2 protein-coding genes are annotated in these 3296 nt (G+C 51.4%); one reads left to right on the top strand and one right to left on the bottom strand.

Annotated features, from left to right (window positions below; genetic code table 11):
• Window positions 1–424: 424 nt before the first annotated feature.
• A complete protein-coding gene (locus Q0482_RS04765) occupies window positions 425–1756 on the bottom strand; it encodes an S-layer homology domain-containing protein (RefSeq protein WP_299144063.1) in 1332 nt (443 codons plus the stop codon).
• A 524-nt stretch (window positions 1757–2280) separates the two neighbouring features.
• Between Q0482_RS04765 and Q0482_RS04770 the strand changes: the two genes are divergently transcribed.
• Window positions 2281–2730 carry a MerR family transcriptional regulator gene (locus tag Q0482_RS04770; protein WP_288269850.1) on the top strand — a complete coding sequence of 150 codons (450 nt, stop codon included), beginning with the start codon at window positions 2281–2283 and terminating at the stop codon, window positions 2728–2730.
• Window positions 2731–3296 lie beyond the last annotated feature (566 nt).

Raw genomic sequence — 3296 nt, forward strand, 5'->3', positions numbered from 1 at the left:
GCAGGCACCAAAGGGGGCAGCGCCGAAATGGCTTGCAGCATTTATGTCTCATCTCTCCCTGTAACAACCCCTTCCACCACTATCGTGGTCCCCCTCCCCCTGCAGGCAGGGATAGGCCAGTTTAAAGTACATAGTGGTTCCCCTCCCCCTGCAGGCAGGGGGAGGCAAGTTCAGAGGATCGCCGGCAGGCGCCTGCCTTTCCCCTTTGAACCCTCTGCACCTTCTGCACCATCTGAACCCTCACGCCCAAAGGGCGTGTTCAAAAAAGCGCCCACCTTCATTTACCATTTACCATTCAACATTTACCATTTCTTCCATCTGTCCTCCACTTCCCAGGACTCTACGGAAAGCAGCAAAAAAAGAAGCCCTCTTTCGAGAGCTTCTTTCTTGTTTATGAAACCAGATTCTATTTTCTTTTCAGAAATTAGAATTTGTAGTTCAGGGAAACGGTCCAAGCATCGTCCGGATCTGCACCCTTGTCAGCGTCAGCTGCGAATGCATATTCAGCATGGAGCTGAACGTTCTTCTGGAGGGTTACGTTAGCCATAGCATTCCAGAATTTCAGTCTGTCAGCTTTGTAAACTGCGTCAAGAATGTTGGTCTGCCAGCCGGTGTCGCCGAGGTATACAGCATTGCCTACGCTGTTGTATGCAACGGAGAGATCCCAGGTGCCCGGTTTCTTCCAGTTAGCTGCGCCGTAGGAGAGGCCTGCATTCCAAGCGGTGTCTTTCAGTCCGCTCGGAGCGGTGGTGTTCTTCCAGTATTCACCAAATACGTTGAACTGCTGAACAGGAACATTCAGGTTTACGCCGAAGAGTTCCGGTTTTGTTCCCTTGAAGTCTACTTTGTTTGCAGTATCTTCACCTTCGCCATCAACATAGGTAGCGCCATGTTTATCCTGATAGGAAATGTAATCTACGCCCAGTTTAGCAAAGCCGAAGTCAAAAGCACCGCGTGCAAAGTAGAAATCAGCATCGTTGTTGTCTTCTACAACAGCGTCACCATCTTTGTTCAGTTTGTAGTGTGGTTCAGAGAAATCGCCGTACTGGTTGTTGAACTGGCCATAGCCGGTGGTCAGGGACAGCTTGCCATTGTTGTAAGCAGCCTGTACGCCATCATAGCCTTCATGACCATTGCTCAGCCAGCCTGCCTGGTCACCGAATGCGATGGGCTGACGGCCAAGACGTACTGCAAAGTCTTTACCGAAGTTGTGATTTACATACAACTGATCCATGGAGGTATCAGAAGAAGCACTGTCTTTGAAGTTCATTTCGTTCAGGAAACGGCCCTGTACATAGGTGGAGTCGTTAACCTGGCCACGTACGTTGATACGGATACGGCCATTCCAGCTGTCATCTTTATTAAGGGTCTTATCCTGGTAACGCATACGAGCATCGCCGGACCAGTAGAGGTTGCCGACTTTCTTTTCCAGGTTGGAAACGCGAACGCCCAGGTTAGCCAGTTCGTCAGCGTATTCGCCAGCCAGTTTATCAAGGGTTGCACGCTGTTCAGCGTTCAGCTGGTCTTCTTTTGCCATGAGGCGGGCAATGATCTGAGCCAGTTCATAACGGGTAATGTTTCTTTCGCCTTTGAAGGTGCCATCCGGATAGCCTTCTACGACGCCCTGGTCGGAGAGGTCGGATACTGCCTGGTATGCCCAGTCATCGGTGGAAACATCGGAGAATGGATTTGCTGCGTAAGCGGATACGCCAGCGGTGAGTGCTGCTACAGCAGCGATTGCGAGAATCTTTTTCATAGTTCTTCGCTCCTTTGAAATAAACAATAGAGAAAACCGAGCCCTTTGTTTTTTCAGGAGTTCAGATAGAAAGCCTATGCGCGAGTGACCGTGTTTCCTCTGCCTGCTTTTTTTCTCTTACTGTCCGTCCGCCATAGGGAGGGGGCCTCCTTCCTGTGACTGTATTTACGGTATCATTTCCGAAAAAATGCCGCAATAACCGGACTCCGCGCCTCAGTCTACTACTATGCACCTTACTCTAAGTATCTATTTTTCCCCTGTTTTTCGTGATTTCTTCCCGGATATAAGAAATGACTCTTAGTCGATATAAAAAAATTTTATCTGATTTCCATGAGACAGGAAATGGTATGCTACACTTTTACGTTAAAATTTCATAAATAGAATACACTTCTACCCCCCCCCGATGTACTATTGACAGGTTCTCTGCTCTAGGGGCTATACTGAAGTCACTGTTGGAGGAGGGAACTGCACCATGAGTTATCCCTGCCACAGTTTTTTTGTAAGACAATGATCGAGGTAATCCTATGGCGGAACGTTTATATACTATGAAGGACGTGGTGGATCTCACCGGCATTCCGGCCACCACGCTCCGCTTTTATGACAAAAAGGGGCTGCTCCAGTTCGTGAGAAGGAGCGTAGGCGGCGTCCGTATCTTCACGGACCGGGACATCGCCCTCCTCCGGCTCATCCAGTTCTTCCGGAACGTGGATATGTCCATCCAGGAAATCAGCCAGTTCCTGTCCCTCTACCTCCAGGGCCCGGCCACCCGCCCCCAGCGGGAAGCGCTCCTTCGGAGTCACGTGGAGCAGCTGAAGGCGGATGTGAAGGATAAGGAAGACAAACTGGCGGCGGCGTCCTACATGGATACCCTCCTTTCCGAAAAGGGAGAGGCCATGGATAGGGAGGATCTCCCCACCATGTTGCGGAAGAAGGATATTCCTGATAGTATGGTGCGGTTTTTCAGCAGGAAATAGGGGCGCTGAAGGTTCTAAAGTTTGACCTGCCCTTTGGGCCGGAAGGTTTTTAGGTTTGACGGGCCCTTTGGGCCCGAAGGTTGTGGATTGCCCTTCGGGCAATGAATTTTATATGCCGCTTCGCGGCAGTGGTGGGCGCCTTTAAAATAAAAAGGCGCCTATTTTTTATAAAACCATACAACCGCGCCTGCGGCGCGAAGGGAAACAAGCCAACCGGGCCTTCGGCCCGTGGAAAAGCATTCCCCCTTTCCCGCTGCGCGGGACTTCTCCACGGGAAAGCGTCTCACACGATTCTCAGGTCGCTACCGCTCCCCTATGAATCGTGTTCGCTTGCCACCCCGCAAGCGGGAGCAGAACAACCCGCGCTTTACTTAGCGCCACATTTGAAAGAACTGCTTCACGGAGCTTTGTTGTCCCCCCGCCTGCGGGGGGAAGGTGGTGCCGCCAAGCACCAAAGGGGGAGCGCCGGAATGGCTTGCAGCATTTATGTCTCATCTCTCCATGTATCATCCTGCCGAATTGGCCGACTTCGTCGGCCACCCCCTATCCGGCTGCGCCGGACTTCC

The sequence above is a fragment of the uncultured Dialister sp. genome (assembly GCF_937959425.1).
Taxonomy (GTDB): domain Bacteria; phylum Bacillota; class Negativicutes; order Veillonellales; family Dialisteraceae; genus Dialister.

Bases quoted from the DNA above. Each gene is read 5' to 3' on its own strand.
- Q0482_RS04770 (WP_288269850.1), top strand. From the start codon at position 2,281: ATGGCGGAACGTTTATATACTATGAAGGACGTGGTGGATCTCACCGGC.
- Q0482_RS04765 (WP_299144063.1), bottom strand. From the start codon at position 1,756: ATGAAAAAGATTCTCGCAATCGCTGCTGTAGCAGCACTCACCGCTGGC.